This is a genomic window from Cycloclasticus sp. PY97N (genome assembly GCF_002443175.1).
Classification (GTDB): domain Bacteria; phylum Pseudomonadota; class Gammaproteobacteria; order Methylococcales; family Cycloclasticaceae; genus Cycloclasticus; species Cycloclasticus pugetii.
Genome location: NZ_CP023664.1, coordinates 1,457,780 through 1,483,083, shown reverse-complemented (window position 1 = coordinate 1,483,083; position 25,304 = coordinate 1,457,780). Strand labels below are relative to the sequence as shown.

At 39.9% G+C, this 25,304-nt stretch carries 18 protein-coding genes; 10 read left to right on the top strand and 8 right to left on the bottom strand.

Annotation, left to right across the window (positions count from 1 at the left end; all coding sequences use genetic code 11):
- The first annotated feature begins 11 nt into the window (after positions 1 to 11).
- The 7 genes from accD to CPC19_RS07255 all read left to right on the top strand — a co-directional run bounded on the left by accD (position 12) and on the right by CPC19_RS07255 (position 6,970).
- Positions 12 to 935, top strand: coding sequence for an acetyl-CoA carboxylase, carboxyltransferase subunit beta (accD, locus tag CPC19_RS07285; RefSeq protein WP_016390727.1), 924 nt, complete (start codon positions 12 to 14; stop codon positions 933 to 935).
- 12 nt (positions 936 to 947) lie between these two features.
- Positions 948 to 2,222, top strand: a complete 1,275-nt coding sequence (gene folC / locus CPC19_RS07280; RefSeq protein WP_016390726.1) for a bifunctional tetrahydrofolate synthase/dihydrofolate synthase — start codon at positions 948 to 950, stop codon at positions 2,220 to 2,222.
- 40 nt (positions 2,223 to 2,262) lie between these two features.
- A complete protein-coding gene (locus CPC19_RS07275; RefSeq protein WP_016390725.1) occupies positions 2,263 to 2,787 on the top strand; it encodes an SPOR domain-containing protein in 525 nt (174 codons plus the stop codon).
- An 8-nt stretch (positions 2,788 to 2,795) separates the two neighbouring features.
- Positions 2,796 to 3,302 carry a CvpA family protein gene (locus CPC19_RS07270; protein WP_015005897.1) on the top strand — a complete coding sequence of 169 codons (507 nt, stop codon included), beginning with the start codon at positions 2,796 to 2,798 and terminating at the stop codon, positions 3,300 to 3,302.
- 22 nt (positions 3,303 to 3,324) lie between these two features.
- The gene (gene purF / locus CPC19_RS07265; protein WP_015005898.1) at positions 3,325 to 4,833 is read left to right on the top strand and encodes an amidophosphoribosyltransferase; all 1,509 of its coding nucleotides are present in this window, start codon (positions 3,325 to 3,327) and stop codon (positions 4,831 to 4,833) included.
- A 17-nt stretch (positions 4,834 to 4,850) separates the two neighbouring features.
- Entirely contained in the window at positions 4,851 to 6,041 is a 1,191-nt protein-coding gene (locus CPC19_RS07260; protein WP_016390724.1) for an O-succinylhomoserine sulfhydrylase, read from the top strand.
- Positions 6,042 to 6,250: 209 nt separating this feature from the next.
- Positions 6,251 to 6,970, top strand: coding sequence for a YebC/PmpR family DNA-binding transcriptional regulator (locus CPC19_RS07255; protein WP_015005900.1), 720 nt, complete (start codon positions 6,251 to 6,253; stop codon positions 6,968 to 6,970).
- A gap of 233 nt (positions 6,971 to 7,203) precedes the next feature.
- Here CPC19_RS07255 and CPC19_RS07250 read toward each other — a convergent pair whose 3' ends face one another.
- On the bottom strand, positions 7,204 to 7,971 hold the full coding sequence (locus CPC19_RS07250; RefSeq protein ID WP_015005901.1) for an NRDE family protein: 768 nt from the start codon (positions 7,969 to 7,971) through the stop codon (positions 7,204 to 7,206).
- Positions 7,972 to 8,126: 155 nt separating this feature from the next.
- Between CPC19_RS07250 and acnB the strand changes: the two genes are divergently transcribed.
- The 3 genes from acnB (at position 8,127) to CPC19_RS07235 (ending at position 16,191) form a co-directional block, all read left to right on the top strand.
- On the top strand, positions 8,127 to 10,724 hold the full coding sequence (gene acnB, locus CPC19_RS07245) for a bifunctional aconitate hydratase 2/2-methylisocitrate dehydratase (protein WP_015005902.1): 2,598 nt from the start codon (positions 8,127 to 8,129) through the stop codon (positions 10,722 to 10,724).
- A 390-nt stretch (positions 10,725 to 11,114) separates the two neighbouring features.
- Positions 11,115 to 14,531: a PAS domain S-box protein gene (locus CPC19_RS07240; protein WP_016390723.1), complete on the top strand. Its 3,417-nt coding sequence runs from the start codon at positions 11,115 to 11,117 to the stop codon at positions 14,529 to 14,531.
- Positions 14,518 to 16,191 (top strand): EAL domain-containing protein, encoded by a 1,674-nt coding sequence (locus tag CPC19_RS07235; RefSeq protein WP_020162132.1) that lies wholly within the window; start codon positions 14,518 to 14,520, stop codon positions 16,189 to 16,191. The genes CPC19_RS07240 and CPC19_RS07235 overlap by 14 nt, the downstream gene beginning before the upstream one ends.
- A 238-nt stretch (positions 16,192 to 16,429) precedes the next feature.
- Here CPC19_RS07235 and CPC19_RS07230 read toward each other — a convergent pair whose 3' ends face one another.
- From CPC19_RS07230 to sthA, 7 genes are all read right to left on the bottom strand, one after another.
- The gene (locus CPC19_RS07230) at positions 16,430 to 18,109 is read right to left on the bottom strand and encodes an ABC transporter ATP-binding protein (RefSeq protein ID WP_016390721.1); all 1,680 of its coding nucleotides are present in this window, start codon (positions 18,107 to 18,109) and stop codon (positions 16,430 to 16,432) included.
- Positions 18,110 to 18,119: 10 nt separating this feature from the next.
- A complete protein-coding gene (locus tag CPC19_RS07225; protein ID WP_016390720.1) occupies positions 18,120 to 19,271 on the bottom strand; it encodes an ABC transporter permease in 1,152 nt (383 codons plus the stop codon).
- Positions 19,272 to 19,344: 73 nt separating this feature from the next.
- Positions 19,345 to 20,736 carry a CmpA/NrtA family ABC transporter substrate-binding protein gene (locus CPC19_RS07220; protein ID WP_016390719.1) on the bottom strand — a complete coding sequence of 464 codons (1,392 nt, stop codon included), beginning with the start codon at positions 20,734 to 20,736 and terminating at the stop codon, positions 19,345 to 19,347.
- A gap of 169 nt (positions 20,737 to 20,905) precedes the next feature.
- Complete coding sequence (locus tag CPC19_RS07215; protein WP_015005908.1) at positions 20,906 to 21,484, bottom strand: ANTAR domain-containing response regulator; 579 nt, start codon at positions 21,482 to 21,484, stop codon at positions 20,906 to 20,908.
- A 50-nt stretch (positions 21,485 to 21,534) separates the two neighbouring features.
- Positions 21,535 to 22,755 (bottom strand): hypothetical protein, encoded by a 1,221-nt coding sequence (locus CPC19_RS07210; protein ID WP_232228592.1) that lies wholly within the window; start codon positions 22,753 to 22,755, stop codon positions 21,535 to 21,537.
- A 373-nt stretch (positions 22,756 to 23,128) separates the two neighbouring features.
- Entirely contained in the window at positions 23,129 to 23,818 is a 690-nt protein-coding gene (locus tag CPC19_RS07205; RefSeq protein ID WP_016390718.1) for an SIMPL domain-containing protein, read from the bottom strand.
- Between the two features lie 60 nt (positions 23,819 to 23,878).
- A complete protein-coding gene (gene sthA / locus CPC19_RS07200; protein WP_015005911.1) occupies positions 23,879 to 25,291 on the bottom strand; it encodes a Si-specific NAD(P)(+) transhydrogenase in 1,413 nt (470 codons plus the stop codon).
- Positions 25,292 to 25,304: the final 13 nt, after the last annotated feature.

Below are 25,304 nucleotides of genomic sequence, written 5' to 3'. Positions count from 1 at the left end.
TTAGGTGATTTATGAGCTGGTTTGAAAAATTAATACCGTCTGGCATCCAATTAAGTGGTAAGAAAAAAGGCTCTGTGCCTGAAGGTTTATGGTGTAAATGTGATAGTTGCCATAGCGTTTTATATAAAACGGACTTGGAAAGCAATTTACATGTATGCCCAAAATGTGATCACCATCAGCGTCTAAGTGGTCGAGCACGCCTAGAGTCTTTCTTAGACGAAGCTGGCCGTGTAGAAATTGGTGGGAACGTCAGATCGCTTGACCCATTAAAGTTTAAAGACAGTAAAAAATATAAAGACCGCCATGCCTCTGCCGTCAAAGCTACAGGGGAAACTGATGCACTTATCGTGATGAAAGGCAGCGTTCTTGATATGGAGCTTGTTGCAGCAGCCTTTGATTTTTCATTTATGGGTGGGTCTATGGGTTCAGTAGTCGGTGAGCGCTTTGTGCGGGCTGTGAATCAATCCATCGAATCCAATATTCCATTGGTATGCTTTTCAGCAAGTGGTGGAGCGAGAATGCAAGAGTCCTTGTTTTCTTTATTCCAAATGGCTAAAACCAGTGCCGCCTTAGCACAATTGGCTGACAAAAAAATCCCCTTCATATCCGTTTTAACAGACCCAACTATGGGTGGTGTGTCGGCTAGTTTAGCAATGCTAGGAGATGTACATATTGCAGAACCCAATGCATTAGTAGGCTTTGCAGGACAGCGAGTGATAGAGCAAACGGTTAGCGAAAAACTACCAGAGGGCTTTCAACGCAGTGAGTTTTTATTAGAGCATGGTGCAATAGATATGATTGTTGACCGCAGAGATCTACGTCAAACGATCACAGATATTCTTTCCTTATTGCATGCGGGCCATGACAACTTGAAAGCACTCGATGTGCCTGTGGCTGAAGTAGTGCCCGATGACGAACTGGACGACGATCAATAATCAATAGTTAGCGTGCAATCTGGTTTATCAGCGCTATCTTCTATTGACGAGTGGCTGGCTTGGCAGGAACAGTGTCATGTTAAAAATATTGATCTGGGTCTGGAGCGTGTAGCAAGCGTATACAAAGCATTAAAGCCAACACATTCACGGTCTATTTATACCATCACGGTGGCGGGCACCAATGGTAAAGGCTCTTGTGTTGCTATGCTAGAAGCAATTTTTATTGCCGCTGGCTACCGTGTAGGCGTTTATAGTACACCGCACCTTAACCACTATAATGAACGGGTTAGAATTAATGGCACGCCCGTGCTTGATTCCTCACTAGCCTCATCTTTTTATAAAATAGACCTCGCACGAAAAGAAACCAGCTTAAGTTATTTTGAATTTGGCACGCTGGCAGCCATAGACGTATTTGATCATTATAAAGTGGATATTCAAATTCTCGAGGTTGGTTTAGGCGGGCGACTTGATGCAGTTAATATCGTCGATGCTGATGCCGCACTTATTACGAGTATCTCTATTGATCATATTGATTGGTTAGGTGATGACCGTAATCAAATTGCGTTAGAAAAAGCAGGTGTTTTCAGAGCCAACCAGATCGCTGTTTGTGGCGATTCGACGGTGCCTAACAGCTTAATTGATTATGCAAAAAAACTAGGCACCCAATTATCGTTAGCAGGTAAAGACTTTGATGTTAATAAAAACGCTAACGACTGGTCTCTAGTGGCGAATCATGTGTTTGCAGGGCATTACCCAATGCCAGTTTTACAAGGTTATCACCAAATAAAAAATGCTGCTGCCGTGGTTAGCCTATTAGCAAACATACAGCACATTAAACCAGTTAGTAAAAATAATATTGACATTGGCCTTCGACACACCTCATTAAAAGGTAGGTTGCAACAGGTTAGTTCAGCGCCTGATATTTTTTTAGACGTTGCACATAATGCTGAATCAGCTCAGGTGTTATCGGACTTTCTTAAAAGTAAAAAGACTAATGGGCAAATCCATGCCGTCTTTTCTGTACTGGCGGACAAACAGTTAAATGAAGTGCTTAAACCTTTTATTGGGCTAATTGATAATTGGCATATTGCGCCATTACAGTCTCCCAGAGCGTTATCAGTGGCTGATTTATATAAATGCTTGGTAGATGATAATTCACAACAATGCTTTAAATATTCATCAATACAGCAGGCATTGAAAAATGCGCAGCTTGCTGCAAAGCAAGATGATTTAGTTATATGTTTTGGTTCTTTTTATGTGGTAGAAGCGTGTTTAGAAGCGTTATAATGCGCTCAAATACTCCCTAATAATAGTCTCTTAAATTTATATGGAACAACCTTTAAAACAGCGTTTAATTGGTGCCACTATTGTTATTTCTTTGGCTGTTATTTTTTTACCAATGTTCATCGGTCAAAAGCCAGCGGATACAGATATTATTACAATAGATATTCCTACTGAACCGAGCGAGCCAACGCCGAACATTCAGACATTGCCCGAACAAAAAGAAGAAATAGTGGCTAAGGTTTCAATCTCTAAAGAATCCGGTGTCAAAATTTCTGAACAAGCCCCGCCAACTATCCCCAGCCCACCAGAGGTTAAAACGGTTGAAGGTATTTCTGCATGGGTTGTTCAAGTTGGTAGCTTTTCAGACTCAAAAAATGCAAACAGCCTAGCAAGTAAACTTAAAAGTGCTGGTTTTACAGCATTCGTTGAACCGTCATCTGTTAAAACTGGTGATATTTTCCGCGTAAGAGTTGGGCCGGAATTAGACAAAGAGAAGGCAGAAGCTATTAGTGTAAAGCTTCAAAAAGAACAGAAGCTTTCAAATACCATCGTTATCCAATATCCATAGGTTTGTCGGTGAATGTTTTAAATAATATGATTTGGGTAGATTATGTCATCCTTGGCATTATCTTCATTTCGGCACTCATTGGTTTATTTAGAGGTCTAGTAAAAGAAGCCTTTTCGTTAGGCACATGGGTGGTTGCGATTATAGTTGGTATTAGGTTTAGCCAACCATTCTCATTTTACCTAACCGACTATATTGAGGTCCCCTCCGTCAGAATCGCTGCGGCGTTTATTATTTTATTGTTATTAACACTGATATTAGGCGCTATGTTGTCCTATTTAATCAGTCAAATAGTTGATAAAACAGGGTTAACGGGTACCGATCGATTTGCTGGTCTGCTTTTTGGTATAGCACGTGGCGTGGTCGTTATGGCCGTGTTAGTTTTATTGGCGGGTTTAACACCTTTACCTCAAGATCCTTGGTGGGTAGAGTCAATGCTTATTGGGCCTTTTCAGGAATTATCTCTTTGGTTAAGAGAACAAATTCCCGATGGTGTTAGTGAGTACTTTTCATATTAAGTTTTTAAAAGGTTGAATCAAAATGTGTGGAATTGCGGGTATCGTTGCTCATCACAACGTTAATCAAGAGTTATATGAAGCGTTAACTGTTTTGCAGCACCGCGGTCAAGATGCCGCTGGTATTGTCACTTGTGAAGGCAGTCAGCTGCATCTTCGTAAAGCAAACGGCTTAGTTCGAGATGTTTTTAGAACCAGTCATATGCTAGAACTGAAAGGAAATATGGGTATTGCTCATGTTCGTTACCCAACAGCAGGCTGCTCAAGTTCTGCAGAGGCTCAGCCATTTTATGTCAATTCACCTTTTGGCATTACCTTGGCGCACAATGGTAATTTAACAAATGCCGCTGCGCTGAAAAAAGAACTGTTTATCGAAGATCAGCGCCATATCAATACTAATTCGGACTCGGAAATTTTATTAAATGTATTAGCCCATGAGCTGCAATCTTTAGGCAAATTAAAACTTAATGAAAATGACGTTTTTAAAGCGGTAGAAGCCCTACATAAACGTTGTGAAGGAGCCTATGCAGTCGTAGCAATGATTACAGGTTTTGGCGTTGTTGGGTTTCGTGACCCTAATGGCATTAGACCCATTTGTTATGGTGTGCGTGAAACTGATGAGGGTAGCGATTATATGATTGCTTCGGAATCAGTTGCCATGGATGCTCAAGATTTTAAATTAATTAGAGATATTGCACCGGGTGAAGCTGTTTTTATTAAAAAAGGCGGGGTAATACACACCAAACAGTGCGCAGAAAACCCTCGTTTAACACCTTGTATATTTGAGTACGTATATTTAGCTCGTCCAGACTCAATTATGGACAATGTTTCAGTGTATAAATCACGTCTAAGAATGGGTGAGAAATTAGCCGAAAAAATCATGAGAACTCGTCCTGATCATGATATCGACGTGGTAATCCCTATCCCAGATACTAGTCGAACCTCTGCTTTACAGCTTGCTAATATGCTAGATGTCAAATATAGAGAAGGGTTTATTAAAAATCGCTATATTGGCCGCACGTTTATTATGCCGGGGCAACTAGAACGTAAAAAATCGGTTAGACGCAAACTTAATGCCATTGATCTAGAGTTTAGAGGTAAAAACGTTTTATTGGTCGATGATTCCATCGTTAGGGGGACAACTTCAGGTCAAATTATTAAATTAGCGCGTGAAGCCGGGGCTAAAAAAGTTTATTTTGCATCGGCTGCCCCAGCCGTTCGCTACCCAAATGTCTATGGTATTGATATGCCGGCTGTTGAAGAATTAGTTGCGCACGATAGAACAACGGACGAAGTACAACAAGCCATAGGCGCTGATTGGTTGATCTATCAAGAGCTCGATGATTTATTTGAGTCGGTTAGAAAACGTAACCCAGAAATTGTTGATTTTGATGCGGCTTGCTTTAATCAAAATTATGTTACCGGAACGGTTAGCGATGAATACCTTAGAGAGCAAGGGTTAAGTCGGTCAGATGATCAAAAAGCGATCAACGATTTGGATCCTACAGTGATTGAACTGCATAACTCTCACTAATTATAAAAGGCGCATATATGTCAGATATTGATTGGCAAGATTACTCCATTGAAACGCAGGGTGTTAGAGCAGGTCAGCAAAGAACGCCAGAAAATGAACATAGTGATGCAATTTTTCCAACGTCGAGTTATGTTTTTGGTAGCGCACAAGAGGCCTTTGAGAGATTTTCAGGAAAAGCTGCGGGTAATATTTATTCGCGTTTTACAAACCCTACAGTTAGAGCTTTCGAAAATCGCCTTGCTGTAATGGAAGGCGCCGAACGTGCAATGGCAACATCGTCAGGCATGGCGGCGATTAATGTTGTTTGTTTAGGCTTGTTAAGCGCCGGTGATCACGTCATTTGTTCGCGTAGCGTTTTTGGAAATACTGCATTGATGTTTAAAAATATCATGCAAAAATTTGCCGTAGAGACCACCTTTGTAGATCTCGATGATATCAACGCATGGGCGTCAGCAATAAAGCCAAATACAAGGTTTCTTTTTTTAGAAACACCATCTAACCCTCTTGGCAATGTAGCAGATATAAAAGCACTAGCCGAATTAGCACATGCCAATGGTGCGTTGCTTATCGTTGATAATGTTTATTGTACGCCGGCCTTGCAAAAGCCACTGAGCTTAGGCGCTGATTTGGTTGTTCACTCGGCGACTAAATATATAGATGGTCAAGGTCGCTGTATTGGTGGTGCTGTTGTTGGCAATAACGCACTGATAGAAGAAAAAATTTATCCAATTTTACGTACCGCAGGTCATACGATGAGCCCATTTAATGCATGGGTATTTCATAAAGGCTTAGAGACTCTATCGTTACGGATGGAAAAACATTGTTCCAATGCACTGATTGTTGCGAGATGGTTAGAACAGCAATCGAATGTTGAAAAAGTCTATTACACTGGCTTAGCTAATCATCCACAACATGAGCTTGCTAAGCAGCAACAAAGCGGTTTTGGTGGCATTGTTAGCTTTGAAGTAAAGGGCGGTAAAAACAATGCTTGGAAAGTTATTGATATGACGCAGATGATTTCGATAACCGCTAACCTAGGTGATGTAAAAAGCATGATTACTCACCCATCGACCACAACTCATGGACGTCTAACCGAAGAGGAGCGTAACAAAGCTGGTATAACAGACGCCTTAATACGCTTAGGCGTTGGCTTAGAAAATGCTGGCGATATAACAGCAGATTTACATCGAGGTCTGTCATCCTTTTAATGTTTTCTATTGGCATCTAAAAAACCAAAGACGTTGAAGTTTATCGGTTTCTTTAAATCACAAAAAAGTTGTCTTAATGCAAGCAGACTAACCAAGACATTCTAATGATCGGTTGATATTAATCGACGTAAGTGCACTTTCAACATTCACATGTATTGTGCTTAGCTTTAAAATAAACAGTAAATAAATTAATTCGGAGTATCAATCGCATGGGTAGAGCCTACCAAAACCGCAAAGAGTCTATGGCTAAAACGTCTGATATGAAGGCGAAGGTTTATAGCCGTTATGGGCGTGAGATTTATGTTAGCGCAAAGTCAGGTGGTGTTGACCCTGAAGGTAATCTGGCACTTCGTAGCTTAATTGACCGCGCGAAAAAAGACCAAGTGCCTGCTCATGTTATTGAAAAGGCGATTGATAAAGCAAAAGGCGGTGGTGGCGAAGATTATTCTCCCGCACGTTATGAAGGGTATGGGCCTGGTGGAAGTATGGCCATCATTGATTGTCTAACTGATAACCCAAATCGTACGTTTGGTGATGTTCGCCAAGCGTTTACTAAAACAAAATGTAAAATTGGCACGCAAGGTAGCGTAAGCCATATGTTTGATCATTCTGCCATTCTAGTGTTTAAACACGATAATGAAGAAGCGGTTTTAGAGATACTAATGGATGCAGACGTAGACGTGACAGATATTGAAAATGAAAATGGTAAAATTTCCGTTTTTGCGTTACCTACCGACTACTTTAAGGCAAAACAAGCACTGCTTGATAAGCTAGGAGAAATTGATTTTGAAGTAGATGAAATCCAGTTTATTCCACAGGCATTTACTACTATGACAGGCGATGATGTAGAACTGTTTGAAAAGTTTCTTGCCATGTTGGATGATTTAGATGATGTGCAACAGGTGTATCACAACGTTGAGTTCAACTAGAAAGGATGGCCTAGTTATTAAGTAAGGGAATGCAGCAAATTGTTCTCAATTGATGAGATAGTCAGAAGGGTGCTTGGATAAGCAATTTGAGCACTCAAAAATAACTGCCTAATTAATGAAGGCCGCATTAAAACCCAAAATTTAAATGCTGTGTACCAAGTTGGTTACGCGTATCGTTTAGTGCTTGATTAGTCGGCTGTCATGTTTATGTTGGTTGATAAAAAAGTTTTAGTTTATCTAGTTATTAGCTCAATTTCTTCTTTTACATCACCTGTTATTTCTCCACTCGAGTCATAACTTATTTCTAGAAACTTAACACTTAGTTCATCAACAGTTAGTAATGTGGTGCATCGTGTACCGTAATCTTTCCCTTGAATAAAAATAGGTGATAAGAAACGCTCAAATTCGAGGCTAATCCCGGTGTTAGGTAAATCTTGGTCATTAGCTTGGGTTTGCGACTGCATCGTACTTAATAACTCAAATGGGTCGATTTTGTTGCTTGCTAACGATTTTTCTACGGCCGCAGTAGCGGTAGATAATTTTGGCCACGGGGTATTTAAGGAGGCATTACAAAGCCCATGAATACCAGCAGGTACTTGTTGAACATGTAACGAGTCATTAGAGTAATACCACAAGCCAGTGTGATCCATTAATAATAAATTGAATAAACCGTAATCAGCACGCCGTTTTTTTAGTTTTTCTATGAAGTCTGGAGCTGTGGATTGTTGAGATAAGAAATCACGCACTAAATGGCCGCGAGATAGTTTTGTATTTTCTATAAAGGGAGGTTTCCGCACATTAGTCAGTGCTGCTAGTCGGCCTGAGGTATCGGTACTTAACCAACTACCGCCAGCAACATGGTCTATGCCACCGAAAATATGCGGTTGATCTGGCCAATAACCAGCGGCTTGTGTTGCACGCTGATAATATTCGTCACGGTTAGCAACTAGCACTAATTTATAGAGGTCGTTTGGTTGGTATTTAAAAATGATTAGGCACATTGAGAATTGTGATATTTGTTTTAAATAACCGCATGTGTATATAAAACACCTTATCGCTAAACCTGTCAATTTTGAGTGCTAAATGCTAAAATATTCACCCTGATTGGTAAGTATTGCTTGCTTAAAGCCCCAAATTTTAAACCTAGGAGTGATCTGTGTTAGAAGAATATCGTAACCATGTAAATGAACGAGCTGCTTTGGGTATTGTTCCAAAGCCACTGGATGCCGAGCAAGTTGCTGGCCTTGTTGAGTTATTAAAAGCGCCGCCAGCAGGAGAAGAAGAGTTCTTGCTTGATTTGATCATTAATCGCGTACCAGCAGGAGTAGATGAAGCTGCTTATGTAAAAGCAGGTTTTTTAGCGGCTATCGCAAAAGGCGAAGCATCTTCTCCATTAATCGACCGAGTTAGAGCCACTGAGTTGTTAGGCACCATGTTAGGTGGCTACAATATTATGCCATTGGTTGAACTTCTTGATGACGCAGAACTTGCCGAAACAGCTGCAGATCAGCTGTCTCAGATTCTACTCGTGTTTGATGCTTTTCATGATGTTCAAGAAAAGGCAGAGGCTGGCAATGCTGCTGCTAAACGTGTGATTCAATCATGGGCAGATGCCGAATGGTTTACCAATAAAAAACCGCTTGCCGAAAAGTTAACCGTTAAAGTATTTGAAGTCACTGGTGAAACTAATACTGATGACTTATCACCAGCCCCTGATGCATGGTCTCGTCCTGATATTCCTTTACACGCGCTTGCGATGCTTAAAATGCCACGTGAAGGCATTCAACCAGATGTCCCAGGTGAAAGAGGACCAATCGCTCAAATTGATGAAATGGAAAAAGACGGTATTCCTCTCGCCTATGTAGGTGATGTTGTCGGCACAGGCTCCTCTCGTAAATCTGCTACTAACTCAGTGTTGTGGTTTATGGGTGATGATATTCCTTACATCCCTAATAAACGTGCGGGTGGTGTTTGTATTGGTGGCAAAATTGCGCCAATTTTCTTTAACACAATGGAAGATTCAGGCGCATTACCGATTGAAATGGATGTGTCTAAATTACACATGAATGATGTTATTGATATTTATCCATATGAAGGAAAAGTCACTAAAAGTGGCACCGATGAAGTGTTGGCTGAATTCAAATTAAAATCAAACGTGATTCTTGATGAAGTTCAGGCTGGTGGCCGTATTCCTTTAATTATTGGACGTGGTTTAACATTACGCGCACGTAAATCACTTGGCTTGGAAGCATCAGAGATATTTAGAACTCCAGAAGCTCACGAAGATAGTGGTAAAGGCTTCACCTTAGCGCAAAAAATGGTTGGTAAAGCCTGTGGCGTAAAAGGGATTAGAGCTGGCGTTTACTGCGAACCACATATGACCACTGTTGGTTCACAAGATACAACAGGCCCGATGACTCGTGACGAGTTGAAAGATTTGGCTTGCTTAGGTTTCTCAGCAGACCTAGTGATGCAATCTTTCTGTCATACTGCGGCTTACCCTAAGCCAGTTGATGTTACAACTCACCACACCTTACCAGACTTTATTATGAATCGTGGTGGCGTGCCGTTACGTCCGGGCGATGGAATTATCCATTCATGGTTAAACCGTATGTTGCTTCCAGATACTGTCGGTACTGGTGGTGACTCTCATACACGTTTCCCATTAGGTATTTCATTCCCTGCTGGTTCTGGTCTAGTAGCCTTTGCTGCAGCAACAGGTGTTATGCCATTGGATATGCCAGAGTCTGTTTTGGTTCGCTTTACTGGTGAAATGCAACCAGGTATTACGCTACGTGATATGGTCAATGCTATTCCTTTAGCGGCTATCGACAAAGGTTTACTAACGGTAGCGAAAGAAGGCAAAATTAATGCTTTCTCTGGTCGTATTCTTGAAATTGAAGGCTTACCTGATTTGAAAGTTGAGCAAGCATTTGAACTATCGGATGCTTCTGCGGAGCGTTCAGCGGCCGGCTGTACTATTAAGTTAAACAAAGAACCTATCATTGAATATCTGAATTCAAATATCACCATGTTGAAATGGATGATTGCTGAAGGTTATGGTGATGTTAGAACGATTGAACGTCGTATTACTTCAATGGAAGAATGGCTGGCTAATCCAGAACTAATGGAAGCCGATGCCGATGCTGAATATGCAGAAATCATTGAAATTAACATGAGCGATATTCACGAGCCTATTCTTGCATGCCCTAATGACCCTGATGATGTCAAAACATTATCAGATGTTGCTGGTACTAAGATTGATGAAGTTTTTATCGGTTCTTGTATGACAAATATTGGTCATTTTCGAGCAGCGGGTAACTTATTGCAAGAGTATGGCGGTGTAACCCCAACTCGTTTGTGGATTGCACCTCCAACTAAAATGGATGAGGCGCAATTGACAGCAGAAGGTTATTACAATATTTATGGAACATCAGGTGCACGTACTGAAATGCCAGGGTGTTCGCTTTGCATGGGGAACCAAGCACGTGTTGCAGAGAAGTCTACAGTTATTTCAACCTCTACACGTAACTTCCCTAATCGTTTAGGAAATGGTGCTTTTGTCTACTTAGCGTCGGCAGAACTGGCAGCAGTGGGGGCAATATTAGGTAAGATTCCAACTAAAGAAGAGTATATGGAATACGCCAATAAAATTGATACCATGGCGGATGAAACATACCGATACTTAAACTTTGATCAAATTGAAGAGTATCAAAAATCAGCGGATACAGTGAAGATTGCTGCTAAAGCTTGATATTGCTAGATAGTTAGGTAAGAAAAAAGGCGCTGTTTTAACAGCGCCTTTTTTTGTGATATTGTTTTTTCAAATGATTTTAAATTCATCTAAAAAAATGATGCGTGAATTTTGCAGTATGAAAGGCTCTGGGGATATTCAAATCAACTTATTATTTAATGTACCCCAGTCATAGATGGGTGAATGAACTGAATAAAGTTGTTTATCAATAATTTAATGATACAGTTATATATAAATTCCCGCTGTTTTACTTAGTTTCAAGTTTCGGGCAATATACCAATAAATATTATTATTTTGGTAAAAGTGAAACTCCATATGAATGGTAGATAAGGACTATGTTGATTTAGAAAAAAGGAATATTTTCGATTTTATTAACTTGGAGCGTTCTTAATGAGACTAAGTACCCGTTTATCCATTATTGTTTTTAGCCTTGGCTTAACAATAACTGTACTTAATTTATATGCTGTAAGACATGAGGTCCTCCAACAGCAAACACACACACACAGAATATTTGCTGAAACGTTAGTTCGCACCATGGCGAGTGTGGTTGCCGATGATGTTATTACTGGAGATAAGGAGCAATTAACACAAATGCTGCAGGTTGCTCAAAACTACAAGAATAACTCGATTGAGTATTTGTATGTTATAGATAGGGAGGGTCATCTTTTTGCCCATTCATATGATACAGACTTCCCTAAATTTTTAAATAAACAGATTGCTAAGTACCCATCAACACTGAATGGTTCGAGACCAATTAATCTCGTTGCTCAATATAATATTGAAAATCGGGGGCTTATTTATGAATATGCTGTTGCACTAACTCCCAGCCTTTCGGGGCAAATGCACCTTGGATTAAACCAAACGAAAATTCAGGTAGCTGTTAATACGGCTAGTAAAAAAACACTCTTCTTCGGTATGGTGTTATCTATGCTATTTACATTGCTAGCATGGCTCGCTACTCGCTATGTAGTTCGTCCAATTGAACAAATTTCCACTACGTTACAGAATTATCAACCTGGGGGAAGTATCGACTTTTCATTTAAGCAATCAGACGCCCTAGATATTCAAACACTTAAGTACTCGTTAAAAGAAGCTTTCAATTCTCGTGATTACTATGAAAACCTTTTAAAGCAACGAGAACAAGACTTAGAGGTGACATTGAGTAGTATTGGAGATGCGGTTATTACTACTGATGAACAGGGACATGTGACTCGAATGAACCATGTTGCAGAAACGTTAACTGGCTGGTCAATAGAAGAAGCGCAAGGGCAGACAGTCAAAACAATTTTTCCTATTATCAATGCGTCTACAAAAGAGCCAATACCAAACCCTGTGGAAAAGGTACTCGAAACCGGTGAGACGGTTTATTTGAGTAACCATACGACCTTAATATCAAAAGAAGGTGATGAATATCAAATTGCAGACTCAGCAGCAGCTATTCGTGATGTAAATAATAATATTTTGGGCATGGTGTTAGTGTTTAATGATGTAACTGAGCAGTATGAGTTACGCCAAGCAGCGCTTCAAGCTCAACAGCAAGTTGAAAAAGCATTTAATGATATGCAGACGATGGTCGCTGTCCTAGATACTGATTTTAGAGTTACTTTTATCAATAATACGCCGCTAGAATCTCTCAGTCTTAAAGCAGAGGATGTTATTGGAAAAGAATTTTGGATGAATGAGTGGTTTTCATATGACTCTGCTCTTCAAAAGACTATTCAGAGTGATTGTATCGAAGCCTTTAATGGGCGAAAGACGCTACGCGATATTGAGATAATGACTAATAACGGTGTACTGGCTCTTCAGATAGGCTTTCACCCTATACGCGATGAGAATAATAGCGTCATTCAATTAGTCGCTGAAGGTGTTGATGTCAGTGTACGTAAGCATCTGGAAACTGAGATGCGTGCATCAATGCAGCACCTACAGCTATATCGCGAACAAACGCCATTGGCAGCTATAGAATGGAGCATCGATTTTGAGGTTGTTAATTGGAATAAAGCGGCAGAGTTAATGTTTGGTTACACACTCAAAGAAGTCGAAGGGCGTAACTTTTCCGACATGATATTACCAGAAAGTGCAGTGATAGATGTCGATAAAATATGGCAAGGCTTGATGACGAATACGGGTGGTGAAAACAGTAGGAATGAGAATGTTACAAAAGAAGGCAAGATCATCTTATGTGAGTGGTATAACAACCCGCTGATTAATGAGTCAGGTCAGGTGATTGGTGCAGTCTCGCTGGTTCGAGATATAACACACGAACATGCTTCGCAACAAGCATTGATGAAAAGTGAACAAGAGCAACGCGATATTCTGGACACACTCAGGGACGGCATTATTACGCTTAGTGAGACGGGGGTCATACAGTCCTTTAACCGCGCTGCCGAGCATTTATTTGGTGTAAGTAGCGTAGAAGCAATTGGTCAAAATATATCGATATTAGTACGTGAAAAAGATGAAGGTCAGCCTGAGGGTTATAGTCAAGCAAACGCCATGTGTCTTTTAGCTGGTTCTCGTGAAGCTGTTGGTGTATACAAAAAAAACACCACATTCCCTATGCGCCTTACCCTTGCAGAGTTGCCAGTTTCAGCTAATGGACAACACCGATTTGCCTGTTCATGCCAAGACTTAACTGAAATAAAGTCTCAGCAAGCTCAGATTCAACGGGCACAGAAAATGGATGCTTTAGGCAAACTGGTGGGTGGTATAGCGCACGATTACAATAATATGTTGGGGGTTATTTTAGGTTATACCAGTCTCATGGAAATGAAATTTTCCAATGTTAAAGGTTTGCAAAAATACATTGGAAATATAAGCCAGGCAGGGGAACGAGCAAGACAGTTGACTAAGCGGATGCTTGCTTTTTCTAAGCAAAAGAGCACAGAGGCTGAAGCCGAAGCGGTTGATGTTAATAGTCTAGTGGATGATCAAAAAGATCTAATTAACAAGTCACTAACAGCAATGATCACAGTTCATTACCAACTGTGTGACTCACTAGGGCTTATATGGATTGATAAAAGTGAACTTGAAGACACGTTGCTGAATTTAGTGATCAATGCTAAACATGCCATGCCAGATGGAGGGCAACTAACGGTTAGTACAGGTGCCGTGCACCTTTCTCAGATAGAGGCAGAGATGCTTGGATTAACTGAAAATGATTATATAACATTATCGGTTAAAGATAATGGCTGCGGAATAGATAAAGACATTGTAGATTTCATCTTTGACCCATTCTTTACGACGAAAGGTATTGATGGAACAGGGCTTGGTTTAAGCCAAGTATATGGTTTTGCAGGACGATCTGGCGGTACGATAAAAGTATATTCAGAAAAAGGCCTAGGCAGTGAGTTTACCTTATATTTCCCTCTGTATCGTGGTGAGGAAAGGAATGATACTGGCCCTATTGAAGTAAAACCATATCGTCAAGGTGAAGGGCAAGCAATTTTAGTCGTCGATGACGAACCTGCTTTACGAAAGCTAGCTCTAGAAATTTTAACGTTGGCTGGCTATCAAGTGTTGCTAGCAAGAAATGGTAACGAGGCTATAGAGATGTTAGCAACAACGAAATTTGACTTGGTTTTAAGTGATGTCATTATGCCTCAAATGGATGGTTATCAGCTTGCGAAGCATATCAAAGAAAATTATCCGAGTATTAAAGTTCAATTGGCTACGGGCTTTAGCAGTAATCGTCACTCAGCAATGAAAGATAAAAGTTTGCAGAACAACATGATGTATAAACCGTATCGTACAGGTGAATTGCTAAGGCGAGTTTCAACGTTGATCTATGGTAATGATGATGATTGAAGTTAAAAGTTATGAGCTATGGCATTGGGCTCCAGAGATGAGTGTAGGGATAGATGCTATTGATAAATATCACAAACGCTTATTTCAGTTATTTTATGAAGCTCATGTGATAGCCGAGAATGGGGGTGAGAGGGCGCTGCTAAATAAATTAGCAATGGGCCTTCTCCTATATGGAGAATCATATTTTACGCGTAAAGAAGCTATTATGCAGTCATTGAGTTACCCGTTTGCTGATAGTGAAGTCGCTCTTCACCAAATGATAAGTCAAGAATTACACCAGAAATTCAAAAATACCGTTAAAGCAAATGGGGACATTGCAGGGTTCATTGTGTATCTAAAAGACTGTTTTATAGAGTATCTAAATAAAACGAATCAACATATTAAGCGGTTTAGCAAGGAGCATGAACGAGAAATTGAAGACGCTCTAAATGTAGATGGGTTTCTTACGCTACCAGAGGAAATTATTATTTATGTGGTAGATGATGAGCCGCAACAAGTTGAAATGCTTAAAGAATTGATTGAGGTGGCTGGGTTTTCTGCAAAAGGTTTTACATCGGCAGTTGAGTTTATCAATCAGCCTGTTAGTAGTGATGATATTGTTGTGCTTGATTTAAATATGCCAGAAATGGATGGTATCGAAGTGATGAGGCACCTTCATGCAAAAGGAAGCGTGCCAAGTTATGTACTGATTAGTGGATTTGATGAGAAAGTGTTACATTCCGCTAGACAATTTGCTGATGCAAAAAAAGTGGTCGTTGCTAGAACATTAACAAAACCACTGGAGCCATATAGTTTTATTGATGAAATAAAGCAAATATATACCCATAAGAAGATCATGCTTGATAAAACTGACCTTTCTCCATTAATCTCAACATCTAGCACATCATTATTTACTCTGGCAGATTTACAGCACGCAATTGAGTCTCACTATTTGATTATTTTTTATCAACCACAGATTGAATTAAGGTCAGGGAAAGTAGTTGGTTTTGAAGCATTAGTTCGTTTGCAACACCCCGAGCGTGGCATGATATTTCCGGATCAATTTATAGGTCTAGCAGAACAAAATAATCTGATTTCAAGTATTACCAATGAAGTGATAGATTTGGTCATCACTGATTACGGCTTATTTTGTGAAAAAGGTATTGAACCAAACATTTCAATTAACATTTCTGCACAAGATTTATTGGATTTATCTTTACCAGAGCAATTAAGTACGAGGCTAGCTAATGTTGGTATCCCAACAGGAGCCATTACTTTTGAGTTAACAGAATCAGCAGTTTTAACATCTATTTCTGACTCGCTAGATATTATGAATAGACTCCGAATGAAAGGCTTTGCCTTATCAATTGATGATTTTGGAACAGGTCACTCATCACTTGTGCAACTTTACCAAGCACCCTTTACAGAGCTGAAAATTGACCGTAGCTTTGTGATGAAAATGTTAGACGATGACGAAGCAATGTCTATCGTCAAAGTTTGCATTTACCTTGCTAAAGAATTAAAAATGGAAACGGTTGCTGAAGGTGTTGAAACAGAGGAGATATGGAATAAACTAAAGGAGCTAGGCTGTGACATTGCGCAAGGCTTCTACCGCGCAAAACCAATGTCATTAAAAGCGTGTTGTGATTGGTTAACGACAGAGTTTAATATCAAGAGTTAGTGTGAACCATGTATAGCGGCTTGATAGCAAAAACAATTCGAACATAATGATATGAAACCGAAAGAAAGTCTCTATAAGGTTTAACTAAAAATGTAAATAATAAGCGCCTTTAAAAGGTTTGAGGTTAGCAGAAATTTGTACGAAGGAGCATTTTTGAAAAATGGACCAATCCGCTGGTTTGTTAGATAAAAAGGCGCTGTTAAAACAGCGCCTTTTTATGGCTTTAGCGTTGCATAGCTTAGTGATTATCACACTCTGCTAGGAAGGTTAGCAGCTCTTCCCTGTATTTATAATAATCAGGGTGCGATACCAGTGCCTTACGTGTTCGAGGACGTGGTAAATCCACTTTCATAATTTTACCAACCTTAGCATTAGGTCCATTGGTCATCATCACAACACGATCAGCCAGTAAAATAGCTTCATCAACATCGTGTGTCACCATAATGGCAGTGACTTTAGTCCGTGTCCAAACTTCCATTAACACCTCTTGAAGCTCCCACCTTGTTAAAGAATCTAACATACCAAATGGTTCATCGAGTAACAGTAATTTAGGGGAGAGGGCGAAGGCACGTGAAATACCGACACGCTGTTTCATACCATTTGAAAGTTCAGCGGCTTTCTTATTGAAGGCTTCACTTAAGCCCACTTTACTTAAATAGTACTCAACAATGCTATTTCGTTCTGCTGGGGTGCAATGCGGATAAACTCGCTCGACGCCTAAAGCAACATTTTCTTTCGCGCTTAGCCAAGGAAAAAGGCTAGGGGCTTGGAAAACAACTGCCCTGTCAGGGCCCGCGGCACTGACTTCTTTCTTGTCCAAAACAATACCGCCATCGCTAATGTCGGTTAACCCAGCGGTCATAGACAATACAGTCGATTTGCCACAACCGGAATGGCCAATAATTGAAATAAACTCGCCTTTTTCTATATTTAGTTCAAATTTATCGACTACTGTTAAGGGACCTTTCGGTGTTGGGTAGACCTTGGTTAAATTGAAATACTCTAGGTATTTTTTATCACCCATATTATTTGAATAAGGTTTCAGTGCATCAGGCTTCTCGTCGTCACTAAGACCAAAGTCACTGGCTGTATTAGGCTGGACATTGGGTAATTGATAAACATTACTTGTTGAATCAGCACTATCACCGATGCCGACACTCATTAAATATTGAGTAATATCACTGCGTAATTTTTTAAAATTTTCATCATGGTTCATGGCTGTTCTATCGCGCGGCCTTGGCAGATCAACAATGAATTCGGGACCAAACGTAGCATTTGGCCCCGGGTTTAATGGAATAATCCGGTCGGCCATTATCAACCCTTCATCTACATCATTCGTGATGAGTACCACGGTTTTTTTCTCTTGTTCCCAAATTCTAATGATTTCATCTTGTAGGTTCGCGCGCGTCAATGCATCTAGTGCGCTGAGTGGCTCATCTAATAATAAAACATGTGGGCTTGCCGCCAAAGCTCGTGCAACATTAACACGTTGTCGCATACCACCAGATAGTTCAGAAGGGTGCCTATGCGTCGCATGCGACAATCCCACCATATTGATGTATTTTTCTATGCGTTCTGTTCGTTCAGAAGCAGAAAGATCACTAAAGACAGAATCAACAGCTAATGCAACGTTTCCAAAAACAGTTAACCAAGGCATTAAGGAGTAGCTCTGAAAGACAACACCGCGTTCTGAACTGGGGCCAGTAACTTTTTTACCTTCCATTGTCACTTCACCACTATCAGGTTTAATTAAACCTGCAATAGTGGAGATAAGGGTAGTTTTACCTGTGCCCGAGAATCCAACAATGGCAACAAATTCACCTTCTTTAATATCAAGGTTAATATTGCTCAGAACGTCACTTTTATTGTGACCACTGCCGTAGGATTTACTAATATTTTTAAGTGCTAAAAATGACATATCTTTTCTCCTACATTGCGTCGCCGTATGAAAAATATTTTTGCAGCGTCAACATGATACGATCGAGCATAAAACCGATAATACCGATAGTAAACACAGCAACCATAATTTTTCCTAACGATTGAGAACTGCCATTTTGGAATTCATCCCAGACAAATTTACCTAAACCTGGGTTTTGCGCTAGCATTTCTGCAGCAATTAATACCATCCAACCGACACCAAGTGATAGACGTAAGCCTGTAAAAATTAATGGCAGCGAACTAGGTAAAACAATTTTAGTGACTGTTTTCCACCACCCGAGTTGTAAAACCTTTGAGACATTCATTAAGTCTTTATCAATAGTAGATACGCCGACGGCTGTATTAATTAGAGTTGGCCATAATGAGCACAATGTTACTGTGATGGCCGATACAAGAAAGGACTTGCTAAATGTAGCGTCCCCCTCAACCACATACAGTGCACTAACAATAAGTGTGACTATAGGTAACCAAGCCAATGGAGAAACAGGTTTAAATATTTGAATAATCGGGTTAATGGCAGCATTAAAAGCAGGGCTTAATCCGCAAATAACACCCAGTGGAATAGCCACAACAGAGGCTAATAAAAAGCCTGCGAAAACAGTCCATAAACTGGTCATAATTTGTTGCGGATAGGTTGCTTTGCCAGTGTAATCACGAATTTTAATAACCGCATCTGGGTTCTTTTCAAGCTTTTTAGCATTACGAACTTCCTGACGTTTGTAAAAAGCGACTTCTTTTTCTTTCTCTTTGTAGTGGTCGGCGGCAAGGCTTTTTGTTTCTTGCCATACCGCAGCAGGGCCAGGAATAGCGCCTAGGCTCGTTTGAATTTTCGCAGCGCCCCAGTCCCAAAACCCAATAAATATCAACATGGCTAATACTGGCACACCAATAACTTTTATCGCTTCTTTTAGCTGTACAACAGGGTCTTCACCAGCCAACATTTTTACGATGGGTATAAACCAAGTAAAGCCAATTAGTTCTAAAAAATTATTAATTTTTACGGAAATTTTAACGCCTTCATTGGCGACCTTTTTTTCAGGCTTATTGGCAACAGACTCTGGTGAGTCTGCTGATGAACTTGTAGTGTTACTCGCTTCTTGATTTTTCATATTTTTATCTTCTAATGCTGTATCAACAGGCATAGTGTTACCTCTAGTTTTTTTGTTAAATAGGTACCCGCATCATCACGGGTACCTATCATTGTCATACCGTTATTTACTTAACAGTGTCTTTTCCTTTTAAACCAATGTTGAACTTCTCTAGGTAAGCATTGGGTGTGCGGCCATCAAAGGTGATGTTATCGATAAAGTGAGTTTGTGGTTCGCGGTAACCATCGGTATCCCAAGGCATATCTGCTTTAGAAATTTTCCCTTCTTCTAACAACTCTTTAGCGGCTGCTAAATAAATGTCTGGACGGTAGACTTTTTTTGCAATGTCGTGGAACCATTGATCTGATTTTTCGTCGGTAATTTGACCCCAGCGACGCATTTGGGTTAAGTACCAAATAGCATCTGAATAATAAGGGTAGGTAGCAAAGTAGCGGTAGAAAACGTTGAAGTCTGGTAAGTCACGTTTATCGCCTTTTTCATACTCAAATGTGCCTGTCATGCTGTTAGCGATCACATCGTAGTCAGCACCAACATATTCAGATTGAGACAGAATTTTTACCGCTTCTGGACGGTTTGCATCGTTGTTAGCATCTAACCATTGCGCTGCACGAATTAATGCTTTAATAACGGCTTTATGTGTATTGGGGTTCTTTTCTGCCCACTCTGCACTAACGCCAAATACTTTTTCTGGGTTATTTTTCCAAATTTCATAATCTGTCACAACAGGAACGCCAATACCTTTAAAGACGGCTTGCTGGTTCCAAGGTTCCCCAACGCAATAGCCATAAATAGTACCGGCTTCAAGCGTTGAAGGCATTTGAGGAGGAGGGGTAACCGATAATAAAGCATCCGCATCAATTTGACCGGTGATATCCGTTTTTGAATAATAGCCCGGGTGGATTCCGCCTGCAGCTAACCAATAACGTAGCTCATAATTATGTGTTGATACGGGGAAAACCATGCCCATATTAAAAGGCTTACCTTCAGATTTATATCGATCAACAACTGGCTTCAGTGCGGTCGCACTAATAGGGTGCACTGGCTTACCATCAGCACCTTTGGGGATATTAGGTTTCATTTCTGCCCAAATATCATTTGAAACAGTAATCGCATTACCATTTAAATCCATACTAAAGGCAGTAATAATATCCGCTTTAGTGCCAAAACCTATGGTTGCACCAAGTGGTTGCCCGGCAAGCATATGTGCACCGTCTAGCTCGCCATCAATCACACGGTCAAGTAACACCTTCCAATTCGCTTGCGGTTCAATGGTGACATACAGGCCTTCATCTTCAAAAAAACCTTTTTCATAGGCAACCGCTAACGGTGCCATATCTGTTAATTTGATAAAACCAAACTTAAGTTCATCTTTTTCAAGTTCTTCAACGGCATGTGCAGCCGTTAAACTACCTGCCATTGTTAACGCTAAACCAGCCAGACAGCTTTTAAACATGCCTCCAATGTTTCGTTTACTGAAAGTCTTACGATTTTTTTTCATTTTTTTTCCTGTTTACGTTTATAAAATGCAAAAAAACGCCCGCCAATTATTTTCGTTTTAAAGAAAACAAGCTAGCAGACGTCTTTGTCTTGTGACCTTAAAAGGTCTATTAAGTTTTAAGCCCCAAGTTCGGGGGTGGTACTATTCGTTAGAAATTAAAAAGCAATACCTATGCCAATATTTCACTTGCTGAGATTATGCTTTCTGCTAGATCTACCATTTTGATATTTTTATTCATCGCCATTTTACGCATTGCTTTATAAGCTTCATTTTCACTAATTTTAGAGCGTTGCATAATAATGCCTTTTGCTTTATCGATAATCTTACGTTCACTTAAGGTATTTTTCGTTCGCTCTAACTCTTCTTTAATAAGCTGTTGCTCGTTAAAACGAAAACAAGCGGTATCAATAATAGACACAATACGTTTGGCCTGAAGGCCATCTACAATATAAGCACTTACACCTACTTTAATGGCTGCTTGAATAACATCTCTACTGTCTTCGTAGGTAAAGACAATAACCGGAATAGGGTTTTGCACGTTAATTTGTTGTATACAACTAAATAATTGATCAAAACGTTTTTCCGTTACTGCCATCACAATATCTATAGAGCCAGTAAGAGCAGCACGACTAATGTCGCTTAACTGGGATGTAACGGCTGTTACCTCGTAAATAGAGTCAGATAAATGCCCCTGAACATCTAGGAGGTCATCAGCCGTTGTATTAAATAATAGGATTCTAGGTTTCATTAAGTGTCGATTAATGCTTCTTTAAAAAAAGGCTTATACCAATGCCATGACTAGAATTTTGCGCTTACAAAAGCCCACAATTTAGTCGTATCAACGGCTGTTGGGCCGATATTTAAAGCATTATTGTCAGCATTGTAATCTGCATACTTGAGACCAACGGTGTAGTTTTTACCTACTTTTTTAGTAGCCATCAAATCAAACTCAGTACCGTAATCGTAGCTATTATTATCTGAACTAAAGTCATGATAAGCTGCTACAAATTTTATGCCATAAGCAGTCGTCACAGCTGTTAAGTAAATATCTTCAACACCATCACCTGGGGTTACTAAGAATTTATCCGCCCAGCCTTGGTAAGCGTGATTTGTTCCAAGAATTGTTACAAAACGGTCAGCGCCGCCATTACCTTCTTGTAATTCATAACTGGCTTTTAACAATAGCATGTTGATAGGCCCATTAAATGATATTTTTGTGCCGAGTTCAGCCAAAATATAATCAGCATCTATTGAGTTAGGGTTATCAGCGGCATCTGATTGGGTGGCGTATTCAGCTGTATAAATAACCTTAGTCGCATCACTGATAGGCTTAGCACCGCTAAGTCTTAGACCATATGTATTGGTTGAAAAAGCATCTGCATTTTCAAAGTCATATAAATATGCATAAGCTTCAATTTTTGCAGCTTTAAAACCACTATATTGGATATTAAATAAATGTGAATCACTGTCAAAATTATCAAGTGGTTCAGGCGCATCTTCACCAAAGATACGATTTACATTCCATACATAAGCATAATTAATGGTTGTATCACTAAGCGACTGATTAGAAATAGAGAATGCATCCAGTGTTTGCCAATTTTGACGCCAAGCAACCGTACCGATATGCCGATGAAAGGGTGCACCACGATATGTCAATGCTTGTCGCCCCAATTTTACAGACATGTCTTCAAGCCCTGTGTAAAACAAGTAACCTTGATTAAGCTCTGTTTCATTAGGATCAGCAATAACAGGGTATTTAGCACCTTTGGCTTGAGATGGATGCGCATAATTGTTACTAAATAAGCTATGAACACTTTCTACTTCACCAAAAAGCCCAAACCCATAATACGTTCCTGTTTTATAGGCCGCCGTTAATCTAGCGGTATAAGCGTTTGCTTCTTCAGATAAGTTTTCTTGATCGACATTTTCATAACGTAGTCTAGCGCTGTAACTGGCTTTACCACTGGATAGGGCATTTAATATAGATTCCTCCGCCTGCGCTAAAGGAGCTGTTGTCATTAGTATCGTGCTAGCAATAGCGCCTACTATGATAGGGTTTGAGTGACTTTTTTTGTTGCTTTTCATATTAACTCTCTACGTTAAATTTTTTTAAAAAAACATAAAACCTAAAGCAACCAACACGAATATACCGAGTTAGCGCCTTTGCTTTATAAATTAAGGTGTTCATGACTGCGCCGTTACAGTGTGTTATGACTTAATCGAAAGAAATAACAGCTACAAGTAGTGCAATGGTTATGCCAAGTTTAATTTATTGGCAATACAGTGATTGGTAGAGGCTTATGAGGCAAATAAATGCTGCGTCGCATCCTTTAGGTGCTGATATGATAGATAGGCACTAAAATGGTGCGAATGAGAATTAAGCTTGTTAGCCTTAGTCTACTAGGCGAATTGAGCCATTAACATTGACTTGGATAGTTGACGTGTTCTGTTGTAAGTTAGCAGGAGCAGCTTCATCAGTTGCACTGCTTGAAAGCATTCTTGATTTGGCGTAATACACTGGGCGATGCTGATTGTTCGAATGGATATTAATTTGATGAACAATATACTTATTTTTATCGAACTCGTTAGTGATCGTTTGTGCTTGCGCCTTAAAGTCTGCAATAGCTTGTTTTGTTAATAATTGTTTAGTGGCATTTAATTTTTCTTCTGAGACTTGGTAGCGCAAGGATTTAATTAGTAATTCTTTTTGTAATAAGCCAATCAGCTTGCCTAAGTGCTCACTGTCTTTACTTTCTAGCGTTATAGTTTGAATACCACGCCAAGCTTTAAAAATACGTTTGTTATAAAGTTGATGAGATGTGTATTGCCCACCTTTAACTTTAACGGTTTTAAAGGGGGCGGCTGTTTTAAGAGCCCAAGACATTTTTTGGTTGATTTGTTCAGCCAAAACAGCGGGGTCGTAATGTTCAGCTTCAACAGCAATACTGGCCAGCATCGTATCGGTTTCAACCTCTAAACTAGCAGAAGCTTGTAAATTAACAACTCCATCAAACGGTTTATCATGAGCCATTAGAGGGCTGGTTAAAAATATTAAATTAAACAACAAAATCCATTTATTCATCTTTAACTCATTATTTTATTGGGGTGTAACTTACTATACGGGCCTAAGCTGAATACTATCTTAATGGTTATCTAGTCGGTTTAAACCATTTAAAGCAGCCACTCGATAAGCCTCAGCCATTGTTGGGTAGTTAAAGGTTGTATTAGTAAAATACAGCAGGGTATTTGCTTCGCCTTTTTGCGACATAATCGCCTGCCCAATATGTATAATTTCAGCCGCTTGGTCACCAAAGCAGTGCACACCTAATATTTGTAATGTTTCTGAGTGAAAAATTATTTTTAATAAACCCTGAGTTTCACCAGAAATTTGCGCTCTTGCCAGTGAATCGAAACGTGAATAACCGGTTTCATAAGGTACTTTTTGCTCGGTCAATTCTTTTTCTGTGTAGCCAACTGAACTAATTTCCGGATTAGTATAAATACCTGTTGGAATGTCTTTAACCAGAGTAGCGTCACAAAACCCATCAACGATATGGGTTGCGGCAAAACGGCCTTGATCATAAGCGGCGCTGGCTAAACTTGGATAGCCAATAAAATCTCCAACCGCATAAATATGTTCTTTACCTTCCACTTGGTAATTCTCGTTAACATTAATTTGACCGCGAGAGTTAGGGGTGATGCCGACTTTGTCTAATGCTAGGTCATCAAAGTTACCGGTCCTACCATTGGCCCATAGAAAAATATCAGTTTTGATCTTTTTTCCTGAAACCAATTGGGTAACAACGCTTTTATCGTCAGGTATTATTGAATCGTATTCTTCACTAGAACGGATAACAACACCCTGGTTTCGCATATCATGACTTAAGGCATGTACGATTTCTTCATCTAAAAAGGCCAGCAAAGTAGAGTGCGTATTAATAAGGTTAACTTTAACCCCTAACCCTTGAAAGATAGAAGCATATTCGGAACCAATAACGCCCGCTCCATAGATTGTAATTGAGCGTGGTGTGAAGTCTAAATCTAAAATAGTATCGCTATCAAAAACATTATGATGATTAAAATCCACATCATCAGGACGATAGGGGTGAGAGCCAGGCGCCAACACAAACACCTTGGCAGTTATTTTTTTTACTTTACCACCGGCATTAGGTTTAACCTGCATTGTATTTTCATCAACAAAACTAGCTGTGCCGTATAGCAAGTCAAGATTGTTGCGTTCATAAAAGCCATCTCGCATATCAACCTGTTTTTTTATTACGTCGGTAGCAGAACTTAAAAGTTGAGGAAACGTTAAGTGAAGTCGGCCACCGCAGGCTTCTTTAAACCATCTATTGCGATTAAATTGAATAACACGCTGAACCGCTTGACGTAATGCTTTTGAGGGAATTGTTCCCCAATGAGTACAGCCACCGCCAACCTCTTTATATTTTTCTATGATGGCAACTTTTTTACCTTCTTTACAAGCCTTCATTGCGGCGCCTTCACCTCCTGGGCCTGTGCCTACAACAATTACATCATAGTCATATGTACTCATTAATTGCTCTCAT